The sequence below is a fragment of the Halomonas sp. 7T genome, from assembly GCF_025643255.1.
Classification (GTDB): Bacteria; Pseudomonadota; Gammaproteobacteria; order Pseudomonadales; family Halomonadaceae; genus Vreelandella.
Genome location: NZ_CP087112.1, coordinates 877,119 through 898,625 on the forward strand (window position 1 = coordinate 877,119; position 21,507 = coordinate 898,625).

A 21,507-nucleotide genomic window follows, 5' to 3' on the forward strand; every position below is an offset into this window, starting at 1 on the left:
CTTAGAGAGCCAAGGTTTCGCGTAGGTGCTTGAATAGCTTGCGCGAACTGGTTGGCGGCTTGCCTTGCTCGCGCTCTTTTCGTGCATTACGCACTAGCTGGCGCAATGTCTGGCGGTCGCCAGTAGGGTGCTCGGCAAGAAACAGGTCAACGCCGTCATCGCCTTCGTCGATTAAGCGGTCGCGCCATTTCTCAAGGCGATGAAAGGCATGGTCGCGCTGCTCTTTCTCTTGTTCAATGCCGTCAAATACCCCTTGAATAGCGACGAGGTCCTCTTTGCGAATAAGTTTGCCCACGTACTGCATGTGGCGTCGGCGCCCTTCATGGGAGCGAATGCGCGAGGTTTCCTCGATAGCCCGTAGCATGTCATCCGAGAGCGGAAAGCGCGCCAGTTCTGCGGGCTTCATGGCAATGAGTGTTTCACCAAGTGCCTGAAGTGCATGCATTTCTCGCTTTAGCTGAGATTTACTTGGGCGCTCTTCCTGTTCGTCACTATCGAAGGGTTCGGGGCGTTGCTTAGGCATACTAGAACTCACTGATCAGATTCGTTTGCAGCATTATATCAGCTGCGACAACAACATTGATTCGCCAATGTGATTCTGGCGAAAAGGAGGCCACAATATGGCACAGGCATTTGATGCAACCTCACAGCAGGCGCTGTTAACCACCCGCGCAGAAGAAGCGCTGGCGTTGGCCAAGCAACTCGGTGCCGATGCAGCCGAAGTCGGCGCCAGTGTCGATCAAGGCGTGGGCATCAGCGTGCGCCTAGGTGAAGTGGAAACCGTTGAACTTTCACGAGATCAGGGGATTGCCGTTACCCTGTATGTGGGCCAGCGCAAAGGCAGCGCCTCTTCGTCTGATGCAAGCAGTGCCTCTATCAAAGCGACGGTGGAAAAGGCCCTGGCGATTGCCCGATATACAGGGGAAGACCCCGCTGCTGGTTTGGCAGATGCTGGCCTAATGGCGACCCATCTACCCGATTTAAAAGTGCATTATCCCTGGGCGCTAACCACCGATGAGGCAATTGAAATAGCCCTGGCGTGCGAACACGCTGGCCGGAATGTGGCGGGTATTCATCAATCTGAAGGTGCGTCGTTCTCTAGCGGCGAAGGCGTGCGCGTATACGCCAATAGCCATGGTTTTTTGGGAACCCAAAAAGGCAGCAGCCACTCGCTCTCCTGCATGTTAATCGCCCAAGATGAAAATGGCATGCAGCGAGACTATGACTATACTTCGGCACGCAACCCGAACGAGCTTCGTGACCCTGAGAGTGTCGGCCGCGAAGCAGCTGCTCGCACACTTCGGCGCTTAGGCGCGAAACGTCCGCCAACAGGCACGTTCCCTGTGCTATTTGACCCAACGCTTGCTAGTGGATTGATTGGCCACTTGATGGGCGCATTAGCGGGTGGGTCGCTCTATCGTCAGGCGTCATTTCTATGCGATCGGTTAGGGACACCGTTGTTCCCAAGCTGGTTTAATTTAGAAGAGAAGCCAATGGAGGTGGGCGCTACCGCAAGTTCACCCTTTGATGGAGAGGGCGTTCAGACTAGAGATAATCGCTTTATTGACCAGGGAAATATCGCAAGCTATATGCTCTCGTCTTACAGTGCCCGCCGTTTAGGCATGCAGACTACCGCTAATGCTGGCGGTGCACGTAATATTCGGCTGAAGACCCCAGCCACTAGCCGGGAGGCACTGCTAAAGGAGATGGGGCGTGGGATTTGGGTGACCGAGTTGATGGGCCAGGGTGTTAATGGCGTTACCGGTGACTATTCAAGAGGGGCCGCAGGTTTTTGGATTGAAAATGGGGAGGTGCAGTACCCCATCGAAGAGTTCACTATTGCCGGAAATCTTAACAGCATGTTTGCGGGCTTGGTTGGCGTTGCTGATGATACAGATACCCGAGGCAGCATTCACACCGGCAGCTGGCTAATTGACGCCATGACCATCGCTGGCAGCTAGCGTCAGCAGTTAGCCGCTACTGATCCTCATCAAAGCGCGCATCGAACAGGCGTTGGATAGCCTCCAACGCCTGTTCAGCGTCCTCGCCCTCGGCAATGATCTTTAACTCGGTACCACAAGGGGCTGCTAGCATTAGCAGCGACATGATATTGGCCGCATCTGCCATCTGTTGCTGCTTATAAACGTAAATGCTGGCGGAATACTGCTGCCCACACTGGACTAGCTTAGTCGCCGCTCGCGCGTGTAAGCCGCGCTGATTGGTAAGGGTTAACGTTCGTTCTGGCACCCTGGTTCCTTTTTGCCGAGTGGTGTCGTCTTTGTTGGTGACGTACGCTTTAGACGTTATGGTTGATCATGTTTGATCAATTCTGAAGAGAGTTGCTTCGCTGGTTGCTCGCTAAGCGTGTATTGAAGTCCCAGTTCTCTGTGCCTTAGCTGCACTTCCCCTATGTTTTTTACGAGCCTTTGTGCAAGTTCTTCCACCATATAAACAGAGCGGTGTTGGCCGCCGGTGCAGCCAATGGCGACGGTCATATAGCTTCTCTGACTATTTTGGTAGGCAGGTAGCCACTTCTCTAGCCAGCTATAAATATCGCTACTCATTGCATCGACGATAGGATAGCTGTTGAGAAATGCCACAATCTTTGCATCTCGGCCGGTATATTGTCGTAATGTCGGGTCCCAATAAGGGTTAGGTAAACAGCGAACATCAAAAACAATATCGGCATCTAGGGGGACACCACGCTTATAGCCAAAGGACTCAAACGTAAGGGTGAGGCTATCACTATGCTGATGGGCAACTTGGTCAGTAATGCGGCGGCGTAAATCGTGCACTGACAAGCGAGAAGTGTCGATCATCAGATCAGCAAGGTCACGGATCTCTAACAGCGTTTCTTCTTCTTTATTGATCGCTTCCTCTAGCGTCATATCGCTATCACGAGTTAACGGATGGCGGCGCCGAGTGGCGGAGTAGCGTTCTAGTAAAACTCTGGCATCAGTCGTCAGGTAAATGACCTGGAAGCGAATATCCCGCTGCTTGAGCTCTTCAAGCAAAGATGGCAGTTGCTCAAGGGCAGTGGGCAAGTTACGGGCATCGATACTCACCGCTAAATGTGTACGCCCACCCTGAGCGCGCAGCTCGTCAACGAGAGAGCCAAGCAGCATGGCGGGTAAGTTGTCGATGGCGTAATAGCCTAGATCTTCTAGCGCTTGTAAGGCGATAGATTTACCGGATCCGGAACGGCCGCTAATGATCACCAGTTGCATAGATTTTCTCTTGGGCTGCCAAAAATAAGTGGGGCTTCAACAAAAAAGTCAGCAGCTAGCGTCGAAGTAGATGCTTAATGCGCGGTTTTTTCACGAATTTTAGAGGTGATAAGCTCAAGAAGCTCACGCTGGCTTTCGCTTTTGCGCAATTGCTGGCGCGTATCGGCCTCATTCATGATGGTGGCAACTTGCCCAAGCAACGCTAGGTGAGTGTCGTCGGCCTCTTCTGGTACTAATAAAACGAAGACCAAATCGACTGGATCTCCGTCGATAGCATCAAAATCGACCGGTTCAGCAAGTTTTAAAAAGCCAGCGATAGGCGCGGTGCAGTGCGGGCTTCGCGCATGGGGGATGGCAACACCGTTGCCTATCCCCGTGCTTCCCAGGCGCTCGCGACCGATTAAACGGCTAAAAACTTCCTGGCTATCAAGGCTAGGGGTATTTTGAGCAATAAAGGTGCTGAAAAATTCCAGCACCCTTTTTTTGCTGCCCCCGGGCACGTCGTAAAGAATGCGCTCCGGGGGAAGTATGGTTTCCAACGTCATTGAATTAACGCACGCCAGCGCCTTGGGCGCGAGCTTGTGCTTTTTCCTTGTGTTTAACGAGTTGACGGTCGATTTTGTCTGCTAAAGCGTCAATAGCAGCATACATATCATTGTCTAGCGCCTCGGCATGCAGGTCAGCCCCTGCTGCATGCAGCGTGCAGGCAGCTTGTTGGCGCTCTTTTTCAACAGATAAGGTCACTTGTACTGTCGTAATGTTGTCGTAATGTCGCTCAACGCGCGCTAGTTTTTCGTTGACGTAGTCACGCAAGGCGTCAGTCAGTTCTACATGATGACCAGTGATGTTTACTTGCATTGACGTGCTCCTTATCCATGGGACTGTACTTCGATTGTAACCCTTTTTGCGCTATTGCAAAGCCCTATAGCGGTGTTTCCTTGTTCGCTAACGTAAACGGCGCCGTTCACTGGAGGAGGGAATGCCCATTGACTCTCGATATTTAGCGACTGTGCGCCGCGCAACACTGATACCACCTGTTTCCAAAAGCGCTACCAAACGGCTGTCGGAGAGCGGCTTGCCGGGCGGCTCCTCTTGAACCAACTTCTTAATCCGTGCGCGGATGGCGGTGCTGGAGTGGCTATCGCCACCTTCCTGGCCGCTCACCTGGCTGGAGAAGAAATATTTAAGTTCAAATACGCCGCGAGGCGTATGAATATACTTTTGGGTGGTCACCCTGGAAATCGTGGATTCATGCATTTCCACGGCCTCGGCGATATCCGCTAGGATTAACGGCTTCATTGCCTCTTCGCCATGCTCTAAAAAGCCAATCTGGCGCGTGATAATTTCACGGCCCACCCGCAGCAGCGTGTCATTACGGCTGGAAAGGCTTTTAATCAGCCAGCGGGCTTCCTGCAGGTGCTCTTTAAGAAACTGGTTGTCTTGGCTTTTATCTGCACGCTTGATGAGGCTGGCGTAGTCTGGCTGAATGCGCAGCTTTGGCAATGCTTCCGGATTAAGTTCTAAGTGCCACCCTTCGTTGTCATGCCGTACGACTAAGTCTGGGGTTATGTAGCTATCGTCGCTATCGCCATAGGCACTGCCGGGACGCGGGTCAAGGCTACGAATAAGGCGAATAACGTCATCAAGCTGTTCATTGTCTAGACTCAACCGCCGCTTAAGCAGTCGTAGATCGTCTTTGCCTAACGCTTCAAGAAACTGGCGCACCAACCGTTTAGCGGGCACTAGAAACGGGGTTTCCTCTGGGAGTGTGGCGAGTTGAAGCATGAGGCACTCGCGTAAATCCCGTGCAAAAACTCCCGTGGGTTCGAATTGCTGCAAGCGCAACAGGGTATTTTCGACTTCACGCTGGCTTAGGCTATCGAGGCCCTGCGCTTTCAAGCCCTCACGGATATCGTTAAGCGGCTGGGTGAGGTAGCCGTTGGCATCTAGAGCGTCGATTAAGCTTTCGGCAATGGCGTGCTCTCGAGGCGAGAAGTCGGTCATAGCCAACTGCCAAAGGAGGTGGCCATGAAGGCTTTGGCCCGCTGCTTGACGCTCAAAGTCAGGCCCTTCGCTGGCACCGCCTACGCTGCCCATATCTTGGTAGGTATCTGACCAGTCACTATCAACAGACAGTTCGTTGGGGATGCTTTCGGCCCATTCTGTTTCTGGTGTTTCGGTGACTGCCTGCTCGCCAAATTCATCCTCTTGTTCCAACATGGGATTAGCATCGAGCGCTTGCTGAATTTCTTGCCGCAGATCGAGTGTGGAGAGCTGAAGCAGCGCAATTGCCTGCTGCAGCTGAGGTGTCATGGTGAGCTGTGTGCCGATACGCAGTTGAAGAGAAGCTTTCATGACCATCTGAGAACCACTCGTTAATCAGAAAGCTCCACCCTAGTGCGAGTTATCCTCTGGCGCAAGTGCAATAAGCATGCCATGAAAAGTAATTAGTCGGTAGACGCTTGTTTATAGGCGGAAATCAGCCCCAAGGTAAACATCGCGTACCTTCTGATTGTCGAGAATGGATTGCGGGTCGCCGCTGGCAATGATTTGGCCATCGCCGACGATATAGGCAATATCGCAGATATCAAGCGTATCCCGAACGTTATGGTCGGTGATGAGTACACCGATATGGCGCTGTTTGAGCGCACGTATAATCGTTTTGATATCACCAACGGAAATAGGGTCTACCCCTGCGAACGGCTCATCTAGCAGAATAAATGCAGGCTCTGTGGCCAGTGATCGGGCAATTTCAACGCGCCGACGTTCGCCACCGGATAGGCTCATGCCTAAATTGTCGCGGATATGAGTAATATGAAAATCCTCAAGCAACGACTCTAGGCGCTGTTCTCGCGTATCGCGATCGAGCTCCTTTCGAGTTTCAAGGATCGCCATGATGTTATCGGCAACGGAAAGCTTACGAAAAATAGAGGCTTCCTGGGGTAAATAGCCAATGCCTGCAATGGCCCTTTCATGCATGGGCGCACGAGTGAGGTCTAAATCATCGATACCCACGTTGCCAGCATCGGACTTTACCAGACCGACGATCATGTAAAACGACGTGGTTTTACCCGCACCGTTTGGGCCTAGCAGTCCTACAACGCTGCCTTGGGTAATTTCTAAGTTAATATCCTTAACTACGCGGCGGCGCTTGTAGCTTTTCGCCAAATGATGCGCGTAGAGCGTTTTTACCGGAGCAGCGTCGCTGGTTGCCATGGAGCTGGGGGTTGTCACAAATGAACTCCCTATTGCGAGGGCTGTAGGGTCATGCGTATGCGCTGAGACTCGCTTCCATCAACATCAGAGCGCGCCTGAACGACTTCTCGGTCGATGAAGTACTCTAGGCGTCCCCCTTGGAAACGGTCGCCTCGCTGAGTGAGCTCTGCTTGATCGATGAGCTCAACCCGGCGTTCAGCGACATGATAGATAATGCGGCGTGCCCAGCCTTCCATGGGTGTCTCTTCATCTTCAAGCTGATTACGCAGGTAAGCGCGCTCGCCTGTCGCGGTAGCTCGAGCGAGCTCGCCAGCATCATTACGCTGAATCTCGACGCGTTCTCCGCGAAGCTGCATTTCGCCCTGGCGGATGTTGACATTGCCGCTATAGACCGCCGTACCTGCGCGCTGGTCAAGATCTAAACGGTCAGCTTCAACTTCAACAGGGGCTTGTGTTGTTTGGGCAGCCGCCGAGAGCGGCACCGCTAAGGCTAAAAGCGCGATGCGGATTAAAGCGTTCATAGCGACTCCTAAGGCGCTTGAGTGGCGGGCGGATGGGTGCCCCGCACATTATCAGTTAATCGAACCTGGCTCGTGTCAAGCCACATATCCATACGTAAGGCACTGATTTGCTGCGGTGGCTGCTGAAGCAGTACCGGTGCCTCGCTCCATGCATGGCGAGTCATGCCGTTATAGTGTAATGACTCTGTATCCAGCTGCCAGCCTTCATCGGGTGCCAGCAGCCTTGCCGAACCCGTTAACGTGAGTGCGTGTGTGTCCGTATTGAGCGTGCCAGCGTTGGCGGTGGCTAGCCATTCCCTCTGTTCACTATCAAATATTGTCGCTCTGGGCGAGGTGGCTTGCGTTATGGCTTGCTGGGGCGTGTGAACTAGATAGGGCGTTATCAGCGATTGTTGAATCGCCCCGGTTTCGCCAAATAGGGTGATTTCAGCGTTTTCTAGCACATGCCCCGGCTCTTCGGCTTGAGCCTCAGGGTCTGGTGTGATGTCTTGTGGGCCGCGGGGGTCTATCCACACCAGCAGGGTACCCAGAGCTACCACCATCCCGGTCAGCCAGACGCGCTTTTTAACCCGTAGCGCCATTACGAATGCCTGTGCAAATAGGTGTCCATCACGGCATCCCAGTGGCCTTGGGACATCAGCAGCGTATCGCAGATCTCACGCACTGCGCCGTGTCCACCTAAGCGGTCGGTAATCCAATCCGCGTGGGTGTGCATGTAGTCAGGCGCATTGGGAACGGTAATGCCCACCCCAGAGCGCTTAATAGGTGCTAAATCTGGCAGATCGTCGCCGCAGTAGGCAACTTGCTCTAACGTGATATCCAGGCGCTGGCAGAGTGCTTTCAGCGTGACAAGTTTGTCTTCGCACCCTTGGTAGACATGCGTGATACCTAGCGACGCCGCGCGCTGGCTGACCATGGAAGAGTCTCGGCCGGTAATCAGCGCTACATGAATGCCTACGCGTTTTAATAGCTTTAGGCCGTGGCCGTCCTGGGTGTGAAACGCTTTAATTTCAATGCCGTCCGCTTGGAAGTAAAGGCGTCCATCCGTCAATATGCCATCGACATCTAGGGCCAGTAGACGAACACGACGAATGCGGTCAAGTAGAGCATCAGGTAGGGCCATAGAGCCTCCTTCAAGTGTTGAATGGCGATTAAATTACGCCGCTGGATAAAAGGTCATGCATATGTAGGGCGCCAATCGGCCGCTGCTGATCATCGACCACGGCGAGTGCGGTGATGCGGCTTTCCTCCATAATTCGGACTGCTTCTGCCGCCAGTATGTCTGGCCCAATGCGCTTGCCGGGCCGTGTCATGACCTCATCGACACAGATCTTTCGCAGGTCATGAAACTGATCGAGCGTGCGGCGTAGGTCGCCGTCTGTAAATACGCCGACTAAACGCCCTTCGCTATCGACAACGCAGGTGAAGCCTAAGCCTTGCCGAGTGATTTCCAGCAGGGCATCTCGTAACGGACTGCCCAGCGCCACTTGAGGCAGGCGAGCGCCATCATGCATAACGTCTCTTACGCGCAGTAGCAAGCGTTTGCCTAAGCTACCGCCCGGATGAGAGAGCGCGAAGTCTTCAGCGGTGAAACCGCGAGCTTCTAAAAGCGCGACGGCCAGCGCATCCCCGAGGGCGAGTGCTGCAGTGGTTGAGCTGGTAGGCGCCAGGTCAAGCGGGCAGGCTTCCCGTTCAACGCCACTGTCGAGGTGAGCATCGGCATGTTTGGCAAGCGTCGAACCGGGGCGGCCGGTCATACTCACCAGGGGAATGCCGAGCCTTTTAAGCAGTGGAAGAAGCGCAGTGACTTCAGCCGTTTCGCCAGAGTTGGAGAGGGCTAGTACCACATCGGTACGAGTGATCATACCAAGGTCGCCATGGCTAGCTTCGCCAGGGTGAACAAAAAAAGCAGGCGTGCCAGTGCTAGCAAGGGTGGCCGCTAGCTTGCCAGCAATATGACCAGATTTTCCCATACCGGTGACCACGACTCGGCCTTGGCAGGCAAGTATTAATTGACAGGCATGGTCGAAGCCCTCGTCAAGCTTTGCCTGAAGGCCCCCAATGGCGGCTTGCTCAATTTGCAGGGTGCGCAGTGCACTTTCACGCAGCTGGCTGGGGGTCGAGGGGGGCTTGCGCATGGTGCTGATCGTCTCTTTAACGTTTAGACATGAGTAAGCAAGAATAACATCTCGTTGCGCTTTAGAGGTAAAGCGCTTCATCGCTAAGTTGCTTAAAATAGTGAGATAGCCAAGTGCACAACATTGGGTTGCCGACAACCTGTGCGGCGGTTACTGCACGCTGTCACTAAAGATAGTGTTAGGATACGATGTTCGATAACATTTAGAAAACACTGTTTCTTTAACATTAAGTTTTCACTATGCAGTGCGCGGTGCTCTTATACTAATCCGCTATGATGCGGCGGCTTTGAAGGTTAATCAGCCTATGACAGATGTTCCCTTCATAGAAATTGAAGATTTGTACTTCTCCCGAGGAGAGCACGATATTTTCCGGGGGGTCAATATGACGATTCTGCGGGGAAAGGTGACGGCCATTATGGGGCCCAGCGGCACGGGTAAAACGACGCTGCTTAAGCTGATTGGCGGCCAGCTGACCCCTGACCGTGGGCGAGTGTTGATTGATGGTCAAGACGTTCATCGTCTGTCGCGGAAAGCCCTGTTTGCGCTGCGTAAGCGTATGGGGATGCTGTTTCAGAGTGGCGCGCTCTTTTCTGACCTTGATGTGTTTGAAAATGTGGCATTTCCCCTGCGGGTTCATACTGACTTACCCGATGCGATGATTCGTGACTTGGTGCTGCTCAAGCTGCAGGCCGTGGGGCTTCGCGGGGCGCGTCAGCTTTCGCCTGCAGAGCTTTCGGGGGGGATGGCGCGGCGTGTGGCTCTAGCCCGCGCGGTGGCGCTCGACCCTGAGTTGATCCTCTATGATGAGCCGTTTGTAGGGCAAGATCCGATCTCCATGGGCGTATTGGTGCAGCTGATCAAACGACTGAATCAGGCATTGTCGCTCACATCAGTGGTGGTCTCTCACGATATAAAAGAGACGCTAAGTATTGCTGATTATCTCTATTTGATTGCCGATGGGCAGGTGGTGGCACATGGTACGCCACAGACACTGGATACCAACCAGGATCCGCGCGTTAGCCAGTTTATCCATGGCGAGCCAGATGGGCCTGTGCCATTCCATTATCCCGCTGAGAGTTTCTATCGCGATATTCTCGGACAAGCTTCGGTTACAAGGGCAGGGTAAATGCAGTCAAAACTCAAGCAAAGCACCGCTTATATTACTCGCTTAGGTCGCAAAGGGTGTGATGCGATGGAGGCGCTGGGTCGTGCGGGCATTTTTCTAGCGCAGTCTGCTGTGGGCATTCCGTCTCGTGAGGGGTGGAGCCTTTGGTTAAAACAAGTGCACTTTGTCGGTGTGCTATCGCTGGCCATTGTGCTGGTGTCGGGCCTGTTTATCGGTATGGTTCTGGCGCTGCAGGGCTATACCATTTTGGTTGATTTTGGCGCTGAGCAGGCACTGGGCCAGATGGTCGCGCTCTCGTTATTACGCGAATTGGCGCCTGTGGTGGCGGCACTGCTGTTTGCCGGGCGTGCAGGGTCGGCATTGACCGCTGAAATAGGCCTCATGAAGGCGACTGAGCAGCTGACCAGTATGGAAATGATCGGCGTCGACCCGTTGCGCCGGGTAGTGGCTCCGCGGCTCTGGGCTGGCTTTGTGGCGCTGCCTATTCTCACCGTGGGTTTCAGCGTAGTGGGAATATGGGGGGGCTATTTAGTCGGGGTGGAGTGGCTGGGCGTTTTTGAGGGCTCGTACTGGGGCAATATGCAGGCCAGCGTGTCATTTATTAACGACATTGGTAACGGCATGATTAAAAGTGTCGTTTTTGCGGTGGTGGTGACCTGGATTGCGGTTTTTCAGGGGTACGATCTCATACCGACTTCTGAAGGGATTTCCCGTGCTACCACGCGCACCGTTGTGTATTCATCGCTAGCCGTCTTGGGGCTTGATTTTGTATTAACCGCCGTCATGTTCGGCGGCCTTTAATGGGTGGAGCAGTGTCATGAAGCGCACTAAAACCATGGAATTTGGCGTTGGCCTCTTTATGCTAGCGGGTATTTTGGGGCTCGTGTTTCTGGGCTTGCGAGTCAGCGGCCTTACGCTATCAGCCCCTTCCGAGACGTTTCAGCTTGATGCCAACTTCTCCAATATAGGTGGCTTGAGGCCGCGTGCCCGCGTCACCATGGCGGGCGTAACCGTTGGCAGAGTTGAAGCGATCGAGCTAGATACCGAGTGGTACGATGCTCGCGTTGTATTGAGCCTGAATAGCGAATTGGAGGGGCAGCTGTCTCGGGATACAACCGCCGCGATTCTAACCGCAGGCCTGTTGGGAGAGCAGTATATTGGGCTCAGTGTTGGGGGGGATCCCGATGTGTTGCAAGACGGCGACACCATCCGCGATACCCAGTCCGCTTTGGTCTTGGAAGAACTAATTCAGCAATTTGTATCCAATATGGTCAGTAACTAACGGTTCGAGACGTCCCGTTAAACCGTCTGAACATGCGACGCTTAGAATGACGAGGTGTATATAATGCAGCACATGAATAAAGTACCTGCGCACTGGCTGTTTGTTTTAGTGATGGCGGTGGTGATGTGGTTACCGATGAGCGCCCTGGCTCAGTCTCAAACGCCCGAGGCGCTTGTTCGTGAAAATGTTAGCGCGTTCATGGCTGAGCTAAACGGTAATGAGGCGTACTTTGCAGATAATCTTGATGAGTTAAAGGCGTTAGTAAACGATAGTCTGGATGACGTTGCCGACTTTCGTTACATCGGTGCCAGCGTGATGGGAAGCTACTTTCGCAATGCAACGCCAGAGCAGCGTAGCCGCTTCGCTAACGTCTTTCGTCAAACATTGATTGATACCTACACCCGTGGGCTCGTGACGTTTGATTATGATGAGCTTCGCGTGCTGGATAATCAGCGCGGACAGCGTTACGACGACCAAGCCAGCGTCGATATGGAAATCGTAGCGAACAACGGTCAAGTTTATCCGGTGAGCTATAGTCTTCGGCTTTCGGATGGCGAGTGGCGCGTGGTAAACGTGATTGTGAATGGGATTAATCTAGGTTTAACGTTTCGCAACCAGTTTGATCAAGCCATGCGTGAGAACAATCGCGACTATGATGCGGTGATTCGTGGCTGGTCGCCTGAGATTGGGGTTGACGAGCTAGAGCAGGGGGGCGATGCGTGACGCTGCTACTGTCACAGTCGAGCGTTTCCCTGGAAGCGCGCGGACACACGCTCAAGGTAAGTGGCGATGTGGATGTAAACGCAGCGGCCGAATTGGCCGCTGCCGGCGTTAAGTGGCTAAAAGCCAGTGGTTTGTTCGAGGCGGCCTTTGACTTTACAGATGTTTCCGTGGCCAGCAGTGTGGCGATTAGCGTTCTTTTTGAGTGGATGCGAACCTGTCACCGCCAGCAAATTACTATCGCCTCTATTTTGCTCTCAGCACCCCTCATGCGGCTAGCGTCACTCGCGGAGCTTGATGAGCTGATTGCTCACCCAGATACCGCGCTAAGCACATAGACCAACATCGCCAAGCGTGCTGCTTTTCTTTATCATGTTTGCCAGTCTTCATTATTTAAATGACCCCAAGGAGTTTCCAGTCCCATGCATCCCAATGAAGTAAAAGCACTGCTCGAATCCCGCATCGAAGGATGTGATTTTCATATCCAGGGTGAAGGCTGTAATTTTCAGGTGATTGCGGTTGGTGAAGCCTTTGATGGTCTCTCTCCTGTTAAACGTCAACAGCTGGTTTACGCCGCATTAAGCGACGAAATCGCTTCCGGCGCGCTTCACGCTATTAGCATCAAAACGTTTACTCCGGCGCAGTGGCAAACTGCTCCGGAGAACGCCCAATAACGGGCGCGCTTATGGATAAATTAATTATTACCGGAAACGGTTCGGTTGACGGTGAAGTGTGGGCAAGTGGCGCAAAAAATGCGGCATTACCAATCTTGTGCGCTAGCTTACTGGCTGATGGCCCCGTCATTATTGGTAACTTGCCACACCTTCAAGATATTACCACCACCCTCGAGCTGCTCGGGCGAATGGGGGTTGAACCGGTGATGGGCGAGAAGCTCAGCATTCAGCTAGATGGCTCTCAGGTGACCCAATGCCATGCGCCTTATGAGCTTGTGAAGAAAATGCGGGCGTCTATTTTGGTGTTGGGGCCGCTGCTTGCGCATTTCGGTAAGGCGGATGTCTCTTTACCCGGCGGCTGCGCTATCGGTTCACGCCCAGTTGACTTGCATATTCGTGGCTTGGAGGCGATGGGTGCGGAGATCCGCGTCGAAAGCGGCTACATTCGTGCCAGCGTAGATGGCCGTCTGAAAGGTGCCACCATCTATTTCGACACCGTGACCGTAACCGGTACTGAAAACCTGCTGATGGCGGCGACCCTTGCCGAAGGCAAGACCGTTCTTGAAAACGCAGCACGCGAACCTGAAGTGGTTGATCTTGCTGAATGTTTGATCAAGATGGGTGCTAATATTCGTGGGCACGGTACCGACACGATTGTGATTGAGGGGGTTGAGTCGTTGCATGGCTGCGAGCATGACGTGATGCCCGACCGTATTGAGACCGGCACCTTTTTAGTCGCAGCAGCCATGACAGGTGGCCGGGTTAAAGTGAAGCGTACCCGGGCGGATATCCTCGAAGCAGTGCTCGCCAAGCTTGAAGAGGCGGGCGCTGACATTACCACGGGCGACGATTGGATTGCCTTGGACATGCACGGCAAGCGCCCCAAGCCGGTTAATATTCGAACCGCGCCTTATCCAGCGTTCCCTACCGATATGCAGGCACAGTTTGTCGCTATGAACGCAGTCGCTGAAGGGGATTCGCGGGTAGTCGAGACTATTTTCGAAAACCGCTTTATGCACGTCCAAGAGCTGAATCGTATGGGCGCTAATATTGTGCTGGAAGGTAATGCGGCCCTTATTAAAGGGGTCGATAAGCTTTCAGGTGCCCCGGTCATGGCGACGGATCTTCGTGCCTCAGCATCGCTAGTGATTGCGGCGATGATGGCGGAAGGCGAAACCCTCGTTGATCGTATTTATCATATCGACCGGGGTTACGAGTGTATTGAAGAAAAATTGCAGCTGCTGGGTGCGAAAATTCGCCGTATCCCCGGCTAAGCCATGCTATTAACCATTGGCCTATACAATGAGTAAGCAACTAATTTTAGCCCTTTCAAAAGGGCGTATTCTGGACGAGACGCTGCCGCTTTTAGCGGATGCGGGTATTACTCCTGCAGAAGATTTAGGTAAAAGTCGCAAGCTGCTGTTCGATACCAACTTGCCTGATGTAAAGCTCGTCGTCATTCGTGCAACCGACGTTCCTACCTACGTTCAACTCGGTGCGGCTGATTTAGGCGTTGCAGGCAAGGATGTGCTGCTAGAGCACGGCGCGGAAGGGCTTTATGAGCCGCTAGATCTTGATATTGCGCGATGTAAGTTAATGACCGCCGGCGTGACGGGAGAATTCCCTGCCCGTGCCCGCCGCCGAGTAGCCACCAAATTTGTCAACGTGGCGCGCCGCTATTACGCGGAGCAGGGTATACAGGCAGAAGTCATCAAGCTGTATGGCGCGATGGAGTTGGCACCGCTGATGAACTTAGCGGATGAAATCGTTGATATTGTTGATACGGGAAATACGCTGCGTGCTAACGGTATGGAGCCTCGTGAATTGATTGCCCATATCAGCACGCGGCTAGTGGTTAACAAAGCGTCCATGACCATGAAGCATGACCGAATTAAGCCCTTGTTGGCTCGTTTGGACAGTGCGGTTAAGCAACGCCAGTCCCAGTTGATTGAATGACGCGAGGTTCCTCATGAGCGATAAGTCCAAAGCCACCATAGCCCGCCTCTCAACGGTCGATCCGGCGTTTCACCAACGTCTTGACGCACTGTTGGACTGGGAGGGCGTGTCTGATAAAGCAGTGCAAGCGCGGGTTGAGGAGATATTAGCCGATGTGAAACAACGCGGTGACGCGGCGGTTATTGAGACCACAAATCGTTTTGATCGGATGAATGTGCAGCATATCGATCAGCTTCGTGTCTCTGCCAAGCAGCTAAAGGCGGCGTTTGATGGGTTACCTGACCAGCAGCGAGATGCACTAGCCGTCGCTGCTGAACGAATCAAGTGTTATCACGAGCGGCAAAAGCCTAGCTCTTGGCAATATGAAGAAGCTGATGGCACGGTGCTGGGTCAAAAAGTAACGCCCCTAGACCGTGCAGGCATTTATGTACCTGGCGGTAAAGCGGCTTATCCCTCCTCGGTCTTGATGAATGCGATTCCTGCCCATGTGGCGGGGGTGCGCGAGATTGTCATGGTCGTGCCAACGCCAGATGGCGTGTTAAACAACCTGGTATTGGCCGCCGCCCACCTCGCAGGTGTCGATCACGTCTTCACCATTGGTGGTGCTCAGGCGGTGGCTGCGCTTGCTTATGGCACGCAAAGCGTTCCGCGCGTAGATAAAATTGTCGGCCCTGGCAATATTTACGTCGCAACGGCTAAGCGTGCGGTCTTTGGGCAGGTCGGTATTGATATGATTGCTGGTCCTTCGGAAATTATGGTGGTTTCTGATGGCAAGACCGATCCTGAGTGGCTGGCGATGGATTTGTTTTCCCAGGCGGAGCACGACGAGGACGCGCAGTCTATCTTGGTGAGCTGGGACGCTGAGCACCTGTATGCGGTGGAAGCCGCTATTGAACGTCTGCTGCCTACGCTTGAGAGAGAAGATATCGTTCGCGCGTCGCTAAGCCGTCGTGGAGCGCTAGTACTCTGCCAAGATCAAGCTGAAGCCGTCGAGATGATTAACCGTATCGCGCCAGAGCACCTTGAACTATCGGTAGCATCGCCGGAAACTTGGCTAGATGAGATTCGCCATGCGGGCGCGATTTTCATGGGTCGCTATACTGCAGAGGCATTGGGTGACTATTGTGCTGGCCCTAATCACGTGTTGCCTACGTCGGGCACTGCACGCTTTTCATCGCCATTGGGTGTGTACGATTTTCAAAAGCGCTCTTCAATTATCCACTGTTCTGCCCAGGGAGCATCGGAGCTAGGTAAGGTAGCGTCGGTGTTGGCACGGGGAGAGTCCCTGACCGCTCATGCGCGGTCAGCGGAGTATCGTATTCTAGACTAGTAGCGCACGCATGTAGCGCCAGGGCCAGCTCAGGAGCCGCTCTGGCGCTCGCTTAACGTGGCATTATCAGGTACCGGCCGTTCGCCTACTTCCAGCGTCATCTCCATGACTTCACCGCTACGAACGATAGTTAGTGGCAGTGAAGTGCCAGGTGGAATTGAGGCAATATCGCTCATTGTGGCGCGTGCATCCAAGATTGCTTGACCATCAATTGAGAGTAGTACGTCGCCAGGTTGTAAGCCTGCTTTTGCTGCGGGCCCTCTGTTGACGACCCCGGCTACGATGACGCCTTGAGGCGTCCGTAAACCAAACGATGCCGCAAGTTCACGAGAAAGTGCCTGAGCTTCAATTCCTAACCAGCCGCGAATAACGCGCCCCTGTGTTACTAGCTCGTTAAGAATGCTATGCGCTAGATTGGCTGGAATCGCAAAGCCTATCCCCTGAGACCCTCCCGAGCGAGAGAAGATCGCCGTATTAATGCCGACTAACGCGCCATCGGGGTTCACTAGAGCGCCGCCAGAGTTGCCGGGATTAATGGCGGCATCGGTTTGAATAAAGTCTTCGTAGGCATTTAGTCCGAGATGGCTTCGTCCCGTGGCGCTAATAATGCCCATGGTGACGGTTTGTCCGACGCCAAACGGATTGCCGATGGCTAGCGCTACATCGCCGACGGCAACATTCTCAGAGTTGGTTAGCTCAATAACGGGTAGGTTGTCGAGGTTAATGCGCAGAACCGCCAGATCGCTTTCTGGGTCGGTACCGACAACCTCAGCCAGGGTTTCACGACCATCACGGAGGGCCACTTGAATTTGGTCGGCACCATTAATGACGTGATGGTTCGTCAGTACGTAGCCATCCTGGCTGACAATGACGCCAGATCCCAGGCTGGAAAGCATACGTTGATGAGTCGTTGCGTCATCTCCGCTGAAAAATTGCTGAAAAAAGGGGTCTGACATGAGTGGGTGTTGGTCGCGCTCAACAATGCGAGATGAATAGATGTTAACGACCGCAGGGGCTGCTTGATTAACAGCATTTGAGTAACTTGCGGGACCCTGGTTGCGAGCCAATGGCTCGGCCTGACGTATTTCCGGTGGCGGTCGATGGGTGGGTTGCTCGCTGCTGGTAGAGACCAGTGAAGGCGGCGTCTCCACAGATGTGGTTGGTGCCTGCTGAAAGGGATTGGGAAGTTTTTCAGGAAAAGCTAATAGTGCCAGAGCGGCCAGTAGCAACCCGGTCATGATTGGCCATAAATAGGGCAGCACAAAACGGTGCATGCGTAAATTCCTCAGCGGGTGGCAGTCTTAATAGTCGCGAGGTTCGCGTAAGGGCGAAGCGAGTTTTACAATAGGCACATGGTAACACTTAATTGCTTAGTTCCTTAGGGCAGCTAATAAATCAGTCAAGGAGTCAGTGTGATTCATCGTGACCAGTTAGTGGCGGCATGTGATCATCAATTACAGTCTGTACAGTTTAAAGATTATACCGTTAATGGGCTTCAGGTTCAGGGTCGAGAAACCATTAAGCGTGTTATGTCTGGGGTAACGGCTTGCCAATCGCTTTTAGATGAAGCGGTGGTTTGGCAGGCTGATTTAGTGCTGGTGCACCATGGTTACTTCTGGAAAAACGAGCCAGTGGCTATTACAGGAATGAAGCAGAAGCGCATAAAAACGCTGTTAGATAACGACATTAATTTATTGGCTTACCACTTGCCGCTTGATGCTCATGCGGAGCTGGGGAATAACGCAGAGTTGGCTAGGCATTTGGGTTGGAAAGTAGAGGGATGCTTGGATGGTAGGCTAGGTGAAGGCCTGCTGTGGATAGGGCGTGTGTCAGAGCCTCAATCGCTTCAGGGGTTGGCGCAGCAAATAGCAGGTGTGCTAGGCCGTGACCCGTTAGTCATCGAAGCGCCTAAAGTAGGCGAAGTAGATAAGATTGCGTGGTGTACAGGCGGTGCCCAAGATATGATTTCCGCAGCCTTTGAGGGAGGGGCGCAAGCTTTTGTATCAGGCGAGATATCCGAGCGTACCACTCACCTCGCCCGGGAGATGGGTATTCACTATATTGCGGCGGGTCATCATGCGACTGAGCGTTACGGAGTGCAGGCGCTTGGCGAATGGCTGGCCAGTGAGTATGGAGTGGAGCATCGCTTTGTGGATATTGATAACCCAGCGTAATCCACTGCGTGAGCCGTTAGGTGTTCAATGGGTCATGCATAAAAATGGCAGTAACAACAAGCTGTTACTGCCGTTAAACGTTAAAACACTTGTTCGTAAAGGGTGTGACTAATAGCGCGGAGGCTGTGGGGCTGAGGTCGCCTGCTCGCTAACGCTCTCTTTTAAGCCAAAGTCTTCAGACAGGGTGCCGCTCTTGCCGTCCGCGTAGTCTCTGGGCATAGCCAGTGTTTCATCAATATCTGCAGTGTTTGGTGTTGATACGCCAGCTGCCAGTAGGTCGTTGGGTGCTTTGTCTAGCTTCCACCGTGTTGCGTCTTCTTCAAGCTGTTGCTCCAGCAAATCGGTTTCGGCACGAATGTTTGCCAGGCGCTGACGAACATCCAAACTCAGTCCACCCATGGCCTTCTTAAGTTCTGCGATGTGGTGTTCGCGCTCTAGTAGCGTTTGCCGGAGCGCAGCACGTTGGCGTTCGCCTTTGCTGAACAGACGATAAACAATCATGCCGATCAGAAAACCAACGACGATGCCAATAATTGCAAAGGTAAATGGCGAGCTTGCTTCCACGATGTTCTCCCTGAAAGTTGAGTTGCACCACCTTGGTGTGCGGCGGGTGCACCAACGAAACAAAGCCCATTATAGGCGTCTGCGTGGCGGTTAGGTCAATCGGCTCATGCGCTTAGCAGGCGAGCAGCGTATAATTAGCCTTTTTTGTCATTAGAATATGCCCGAGCGAGGGTGTATGGGTTAACGCTAAACGCTGAAGGAGGCGAAACAGATGCCATCATCATCTGGACAGCAGATATCGGGTCAAGCTCGGCGACAAACGCCGATGGAGCGTTATCGCGCTGACTTAACCCGCGATGACTTCCAGTACGATCCGGCACAGGAGGCAGCTGTTAAGCACCTTCAGCGGCTTTACGATGAGCTGGTGGCGGCACCTGCCAAAGCGCCTAAAGCGATGGTGGTAAATAGAGGCCTCAAAGCTAAAGTGGCTGGGTTGATGGGCAAGAAGAAATCGCCCAGTGAGCCGCTATTACCAGCGGTGCGTGGCCTCTATTTCTGGGGGGGAGTGGGGCGTGGAAAAACCTATTTAGTCGATACGTTTTACGAAGCGTTGCCGTTCCCCGAAAAAATGCGAACGCATTTTCATCGTTTCATGCAGCGTGTGCATAATGAATTGACCCATTATCGCGGCGAAAAAAATCCGCTAACGTTGATTGCCGGTAAGTTTGCAGCTGAAGCGCGTGTAATTTGCTTTGACGAGTTTTTTGTCAAAGACATTACCGATGCCATGATTCTAGCTAATTTATTGGAAGCGCTCTTCGAGCGCGGCGTGGTGTTAGTGGCAACCTCGAATATTGTCCCGGATGACCTCTATAAAGATGGTTTGCAGCGGGCGCGGTTTATGCCGGCTATTGATCTGGTGAATCGGCATTGTGAAGTAGTCAACGTGGATTCAGGAATTGATTATCGCTTGCGTGCCCTTGAGCGGGCTGAAATTTTTCATGCGCCCTTGGATGATGCTGCTGAGAAAGAGTTGGCGCGCAGTTTTAGAGAGATTGCCGGCCAGCCAGGGGAAGAGGAAGCGCCGCTTGAGGTGAATCATCGGGTGCTTAAAACGCGTCGGCTGCATGAAGATGTTGTGTGGTTCGAGTTTGTTGAGCTGTGTGATGGGCCACGCAGTCAAAACGATTACATCGAACTGGCTCGTGAGTTTCACACGGTGCTTGTCGCTAATGTGCCCCGTATGGATGGCAAGTCAGATGATCAAGCGCGGCGCTTTATCAATATGGTAGACGAGTTTTACGATCGTGGTGTGAAGCTGTTGATGTCCGCAGAAGTGCCGGTGGAGTCGCTTTACAGTGGTGGCAAGCTGACGTTTGAATTTCAGCGTACCTTATCTCGTCTGCAGGAAATGCAGTCTCGCGAGTACTTAGCGCTGGCCCATAAGCCATAGGCGAGGGCGTGTGTTAAAAAAAGTAGCAGAGCACTTAACTTGGGCGCATGCTTAATGTAGAATGCCGCCTCGCTACATGTTGTCAGCATTAGTTGGCAACCAAAAAAAATAGGGATGGTGCTTCGCCGCGTAGCGGTGTTTGTCGCCCCACACACTTAATCTGGTGATTTCATCCATGAAGACGTTCAGTGCTAAGCCGCAGTCCGTCCAGCGCGACTGGTATGTTGTCGACGCTACGGACAAAACGCTCGGTCGTCTGGCAACCGAGATTGCTCGCCGCCTGCGTGGCAAGCATAAGCCCGAATTTACCCCTCACGTTGATACCGGCGACTACATCGTTGTTATCAATGCCGAGAAAGTCCAAGTGACCGGCAACAAGGCGAAGGCTAAAACCTACTACCGCCATACTGGTTATCCGGGCGGTCTGCGTTCCATGACGTTTGACAAAATGCTTGATCATGCGCCTGAGCGTATCATTGAGTTTGCTGTTAAAGGCATGTTGCCGAAAGGCCCGTTAGGTCGCGCCATGTACTCCAAGTTAAAAGTGTACGCCGGTGCCGAGCATCCGCATGCTGCCCAACAGCCGCTTGAACTGAACATCTGAGGAAATCTTCGCCATGACACAGCAGTATTACGGTACCGGGCGCCGCAAGACTTCCACCGCTCGCGTGTTTATGAAGCCGGGCTCTGGCAAAATTACTGTCAACAGCCAGGATCTCGATCTCTATTTCGGTCGCGTTACAGGTCGCATGGTTGTCCGCCAGCCGCTTGAGTTGACTGAGACACTTAACCAATTCGACATCGTTGTGACGGTGGCCGGTGGTGGTAACTCCTCACAAGCAGGTGCTATCCGTCACGGTATCACTCGTGCATTGATGAATTACAACGAAGACCTGCGTCCCACGTTGCGTGCTGCTGGCTACGTAACCCGTGATGCGCGTCAAGTTGAGCGTAAGAAAGTCGGCCTGCGTAAAGCGCGTCGTCGTCCGCAGTTCTCTAAGCGTTAATTTTCACGCTATGCGGCAAAAACGCCCAGGTCGTCGACCTGGGCGTTTTTTATTGAAAAAACATAATATTATAAAGCTCCTACCACCATGGTCACGGGTGGTTGTTCTTGTGTCGAGCGCTTTGTTTTTTTAACATAGAGCGTATTTGATATTCGTCGTCGCAAGACGCCTTTGCGACG

General features: G+C 53.1%; 27 protein-coding genes. 14 read left to right on the forward strand and 13 right to left on the reverse strand.

Annotated elements, in window-relative coordinates; genetic code table 11:
- Position 1: 1 nt before the first annotated feature.
- A complete protein-coding gene (gene yjgA / locus LOS15_RS03960; RefSeq protein WP_263068268.1) occupies positions 2-523 on the reverse strand; it encodes a ribosome biogenesis factor YjgA in 522 nt (173 codons plus the stop codon).
- Between the two features lie 97 nt (positions 524-620).
- Here yjgA and pmbA point away from each other — a divergent pair, with 97 nt between their 5' ends.
- Positions 621-1,961: a metalloprotease PmbA gene (gene pmbA / locus LOS15_RS03965; protein WP_263068269.1), complete on the forward strand. Its 1,341-nt coding sequence runs from the start codon at positions 621-623 to the stop codon at positions 1,959-1,961.
- A gap of 16 nt (positions 1,962-1,977) precedes the next feature.
- Here pmbA and LOS15_RS03970 read toward each other — a convergent pair whose 3' ends face one another.
- The 10 genes from LOS15_RS03970 to LOS15_RS04015 all read right to left on the reverse strand — a co-directional run bounded on the left by LOS15_RS03970 (position 1,978) and on the right by LOS15_RS04015 (position 9,102).
- Entirely contained in the window at positions 1,978-2,247 is a 270-nt protein-coding gene (locus LOS15_RS03970) for an HPr family phosphocarrier protein (RefSeq protein ID WP_263068270.1), read from the reverse strand.
- A 56-nt stretch (positions 2,248-2,303) separates the two neighbouring features.
- Complete coding sequence (rapZ, locus tag LOS15_RS03975) at positions 2,304-3,227, reverse strand: RNase adapter RapZ (RefSeq protein WP_263068271.1); 924 nt, start codon at positions 3,225-3,227, stop codon at positions 2,304-2,306.
- Positions 3,228-3,301: 74 nt separating this feature from the next.
- Positions 3,302-3,772 (reverse strand): PTS IIA-like nitrogen regulatory protein PtsN, encoded by a 471-nt coding sequence (gene ptsN, locus LOS15_RS03980; protein WP_263068272.1) that lies wholly within the window; start codon positions 3,770-3,772, stop codon positions 3,302-3,304.
- A gap of 4 nt (positions 3,773-3,776) precedes the next feature.
- Complete coding sequence (gene hpf / locus LOS15_RS03985; protein ID WP_263068273.1) at positions 3,777-4,085, reverse strand: ribosome hibernation-promoting factor, HPF/YfiA family; 309 nt, start codon at positions 4,083-4,085, stop codon at positions 3,777-3,779.
- A gap of 87 nt (positions 4,086-4,172) precedes the next feature.
- Positions 4,173-5,588: an RNA polymerase factor sigma-54 gene (locus tag LOS15_RS03990; RefSeq protein ID WP_263068274.1), complete on the reverse strand. Its 1,416-nt coding sequence runs from the start codon at positions 5,586-5,588 to the stop codon at positions 4,173-4,175.
- A 105-nt stretch (positions 5,589-5,693) separates the two neighbouring features.
- Positions 5,694-6,443, reverse strand: a complete 750-nt coding sequence (gene lptB, locus LOS15_RS03995; protein WP_263069615.1) for an LPS export ABC transporter ATP-binding protein — start codon at positions 6,441-6,443, stop codon at positions 5,694-5,696.
- A gap of 29 nt (positions 6,444-6,472) precedes the next feature.
- Positions 6,473-6,964, reverse strand: coding sequence for a lipopolysaccharide transport periplasmic protein LptA (gene lptA / locus LOS15_RS04000; RefSeq protein ID WP_263068275.1), 492 nt, complete (start codon positions 6,962-6,964; stop codon positions 6,473-6,475).
- Between the two features lie 8 nt (positions 6,965-6,972).
- On the reverse strand, positions 6,973-7,545 hold the full coding sequence (gene lptC / locus LOS15_RS04005; protein ID WP_263068277.1) for an LPS export ABC transporter periplasmic protein LptC: 573 nt from the start codon (positions 7,543-7,545) through the stop codon (positions 6,973-6,975).
- Positions 7,545-8,087: a KdsC family phosphatase gene (locus tag LOS15_RS04010; RefSeq protein WP_263068278.1), complete on the reverse strand. Its 543-nt coding sequence runs from the start codon at positions 8,085-8,087 to the stop codon at positions 7,545-7,547. The genes lptC and LOS15_RS04010 overlap by 1 nt, the downstream gene beginning before the upstream one ends.
- A gap of 28 nt (positions 8,088-8,115) precedes the next feature.
- On the reverse strand, positions 8,116-9,102 hold the full coding sequence (locus tag LOS15_RS04015; RefSeq protein WP_263068279.1) for a KpsF/GutQ family sugar-phosphate isomerase: 987 nt from the start codon (positions 9,100-9,102) through the stop codon (positions 8,116-8,118).
- A gap of 304 nt (positions 9,103-9,406) precedes the next feature.
- On the opposite strand from LOS15_RS04015, the gene LOS15_RS04020 reads away from it, so the two are divergent.
- From LOS15_RS04020 to hisD, 9 genes are all read left to right on the forward strand, one after another.
- Positions 9,407-10,228: an ATP-binding cassette domain-containing protein gene (locus LOS15_RS04020; protein WP_263068281.1), complete on the forward strand. Its 822-nt coding sequence runs from the start codon at positions 9,407-9,409 to the stop codon at positions 10,226-10,228.
- Positions 10,229-11,029: a lipid asymmetry maintenance ABC transporter permease subunit MlaE gene (gene mlaE, locus LOS15_RS04025; protein WP_263068283.1), complete on the forward strand. Its 801-nt coding sequence runs from the start codon at positions 10,229-10,231 to the stop codon at positions 11,027-11,029.
- A gap of 16 nt (positions 11,030-11,045) precedes the next feature.
- Positions 11,046-11,510 (forward strand): outer membrane lipid asymmetry maintenance protein MlaD, encoded by a 465-nt coding sequence (mlaD, locus tag LOS15_RS04030; protein WP_263068284.1) that lies wholly within the window; start codon positions 11,046-11,048, stop codon positions 11,508-11,510.
- A gap of 72 nt (positions 11,511-11,582) precedes the next feature.
- Entirely contained in the window at positions 11,583-12,233 is a 651-nt protein-coding gene (locus LOS15_RS04035; protein WP_411537731.1) for a phospholipid-binding protein MlaC, read from the forward strand.
- The gene (locus tag LOS15_RS04040) at positions 12,230-12,568 is read left to right on the forward strand and encodes an STAS domain-containing protein (protein WP_263068286.1); all 339 of its coding nucleotides are present in this window, start codon (positions 12,230-12,232) and stop codon (positions 12,566-12,568) included. Before LOS15_RS04035 ends, LOS15_RS04040 begins: the two co-directional genes overlap by 4 nt.
- A gap of 84 nt (positions 12,569-12,652) precedes the next feature.
- Positions 12,653-12,904, forward strand: a complete 252-nt coding sequence (locus tag LOS15_RS04045; protein ID WP_263068288.1) for a BolA family protein — start codon at positions 12,653-12,655, stop codon at positions 12,902-12,904.
- Between the two features lie 11 nt (positions 12,905-12,915).
- Positions 12,916-14,178, forward strand: a complete 1,263-nt coding sequence (murA, locus tag LOS15_RS04050) for a UDP-N-acetylglucosamine 1-carboxyvinyltransferase (protein WP_263068289.1) — start codon at positions 12,916-12,918, stop codon at positions 14,176-14,178.
- A 28-nt stretch (positions 14,179-14,206) separates the two neighbouring features.
- Positions 14,207-14,860 (forward strand): ATP phosphoribosyltransferase, encoded by a 654-nt coding sequence (gene hisG, locus LOS15_RS04055; RefSeq protein ID WP_263068290.1) that lies wholly within the window; start codon positions 14,207-14,209, stop codon positions 14,858-14,860.
- Between the two features lie 13 nt (positions 14,861-14,873).
- Positions 14,874-16,190: a histidinol dehydrogenase gene (gene hisD / locus LOS15_RS04060; RefSeq protein WP_263068292.1), complete on the forward strand. Its 1,317-nt coding sequence runs from the start codon at positions 14,874-14,876 to the stop codon at positions 16,188-16,190.
- A 29-nt stretch (positions 16,191-16,219) separates the two neighbouring features.
- Here the strand turns inward: hisD and LOS15_RS04065 are convergent, their stop codons facing one another.
- Positions 16,220-17,464 carry a Do family serine endopeptidase gene (locus LOS15_RS04065; RefSeq protein WP_263068293.1) on the reverse strand — a complete coding sequence of 415 codons (1,245 nt, stop codon included), beginning with the start codon at positions 17,462-17,464 and terminating at the stop codon, positions 16,220-16,222.
- Positions 17,465-17,602: 138 nt separating this feature from the next.
- On the opposite strand from LOS15_RS04065, the gene LOS15_RS04070 reads away from it, so the two are divergent.
- Positions 17,603-18,364 carry a Nif3-like dinuclear metal center hexameric protein gene (locus LOS15_RS04070; protein ID WP_317629631.1) on the forward strand — a complete coding sequence of 254 codons (762 nt, stop codon included), beginning with the start codon at positions 17,603-17,605 and terminating at the stop codon, positions 18,362-18,364.
- A gap of 108 nt (positions 18,365-18,472) precedes the next feature.
- On the opposite strand, the gene LOS15_RS04075 is transcribed toward LOS15_RS04070, so the two are convergent.
- Positions 18,473-18,928 carry a YhcB family protein gene (locus LOS15_RS04075; protein ID WP_263068295.1) on the reverse strand — a complete coding sequence of 152 codons (456 nt, stop codon included), beginning with the start codon at positions 18,926-18,928 and terminating at the stop codon, positions 18,473-18,475.
- Between the two features lie 211 nt (positions 18,929-19,139).
- Between LOS15_RS04075 and zapE the strand changes: the two genes are divergently transcribed.
- The 3 genes from zapE (at position 19,140) to rpsI (ending at position 21,328) form a co-directional block, all read left to right on the forward strand.
- Positions 19,140-20,321 carry a cell division protein ZapE gene (gene zapE, locus LOS15_RS04080; RefSeq protein ID WP_263068297.1) on the forward strand — a complete coding sequence of 394 codons (1,182 nt, stop codon included), beginning with the start codon at positions 19,140-19,142 and terminating at the stop codon, positions 20,319-20,321.
- Positions 20,322-20,496: 175 nt separating this feature from the next.
- Entirely contained in the window at positions 20,497-20,925 is a 429-nt protein-coding gene (rplM, locus tag LOS15_RS04085) for a 50S ribosomal protein L13 (RefSeq protein WP_106373125.1), read from the forward strand.
- A 13-nt stretch (positions 20,926-20,938) separates the two neighbouring features.
- Complete coding sequence (gene rpsI, locus LOS15_RS04090; RefSeq protein WP_263068301.1) at positions 20,939-21,328, forward strand: 30S ribosomal protein S9; 390 nt, start codon at positions 20,939-20,941, stop codon at positions 21,326-21,328.
- Positions 21,329-21,507 lie beyond the last annotated feature (179 nt).